The 1545-nt window shown below is 35.4% G+C and carries 1 protein-coding gene; it reads left to right on the top strand.

Annotated features, from left to right (window positions below; translation table 11 throughout):
• A partial coding sequence (locus F6K22_RS40625; RefSeq protein ID WP_293110810.1) for a S41 family peptidase occupies window positions 1-898 on the top strand: 898 nt, incomplete at its 5' end.
• Between the last annotated feature and the right edge of the window lie 647 nt (window positions 899-1545).

Genomic DNA, 1545 nt, shown 5'->3' with positions numbered 1-1545 from the left:
GGGTTTACAAATTGCCTTAGACTCTCAAACAGGAGAACTAATAGTCATCTCTCCCCTGGAGGGTTCTCCTGCTGAAACTGCTGGTATCCAATCAGGCGATCGCGTGGTCAAAATTGATGGCCATCCCACCACGGAATTTTCATTAGATGAAGCTGCAAATAGAATGCGGGGTGCTGTTGGTTCTTCTGTGGTACTAACAATTTTGAAAGAAAGTAGCGACCAACCCCAAGACATAAAAATAATTCGGGATCAAATAGAGATTAACCCAGTCTATGCCAAGTTAAAGTCTAACCCTGAAACAGGACCAATTGGTTATATTCGTCTAAGTCAATTTAATGCTAATGCTACTACAGAAGTAAGCCAGGCTGTAAAAAGTTTTGAGGAACAGGGAGTAATTGGCTATGTACTTGATTTACGCAATAATCCAGGTGGACTATTACAAGCTGGTGTAGAAATTGGGCGTCTGTGGTTAGATGAAGGTACAATTGTTTACACCGTTAATAGACAAAGAATTCTTGGTAGTTTTTCTGCTGAAGGTCCTGCTATAACTAATGCCCCATTAGTTGTCTTAACTAATCAGGGAACTGCTAGTGCTAGTGAAATTCTTGCTGGCGCACTTCAGGATAATGGCCGTGCTTTATTGGTGGGTGAAAAAACTTTTGGTAAAGGCTTAATTCAATCTTTGTTTGATTTGTCTGATGGTTCGGGGCTGGCAGTAACAGTAGCCAAGTATGAGACGCCAAACCATAAAGATATTAATAAACTGGGAATTATTCCAGATTTTTTGGTGGAACAAGACCCGATTTTACCTAACGAAGTTACCACAGAAACTGACAAACAATATCAAACAGCAGTAGAGCTTCTAACATCTCAAGTTGTATTAGCAAATGCAGCTTAATTAACTCAGGAATTAAGTTTATTTGAGGGGTAGTGGTGTATTATAAATGATTTTACTCACTGTATATTAGTGCGATTTCCATCTACTATTAATATGCATAAATAACATTAGAAAACGTAAATTATGAAAGAGGAGATTGATTATTAATATTAGGATTTGTAGTTATACTCAAAAGTGCTAAAGTATCAAAATATTGGGAAGAGATATCTCAATTATTGGAAATAACTGCAAGATAAATTTGTAATTCTACTAATCCTAATTTCAAAGTTGTTGTAGTTTGTCATGAGAAACCGAACATTAATTTCGAGCATTCAAATTTACAATATATCAAGGTAGATATTCCTATTCAGACTACATTTGTAGAAAAACGTAGAGATAAAATGCACAAATTTATCAGAGGAATTCGTTTAGCAAAGGATTTGGGATGTTCTTATATTATGATGGTTGATGGGGATGACTGTATAAGTAAATTCTTAACTGACTTTATTTGAAAATCTAAACAATCTTATGGTTACTTTATGAATCGCGGATACTGTTATTCCGAGAATAATCAGTTTATTGGAGTGGGGAAATAATTTCATAAATACTGTGGTACAAGTCACATTATTAAAAGTGATTTATATGACGTATCCGATCAGATGTTATTC

The organism is Okeania sp. SIO2F4, from assembly GCF_010672385.1.
Taxonomy (GTDB): domain Bacteria; phylum Cyanobacteriota; class Cyanobacteriia; order Cyanobacteriales; family Microcoleaceae; genus Trichodesmium.
The sequence above is the reverse complement of the archived record's forward strand: the minus strand, read 5'-3'. Positions and strand labels throughout refer to the sequence as shown.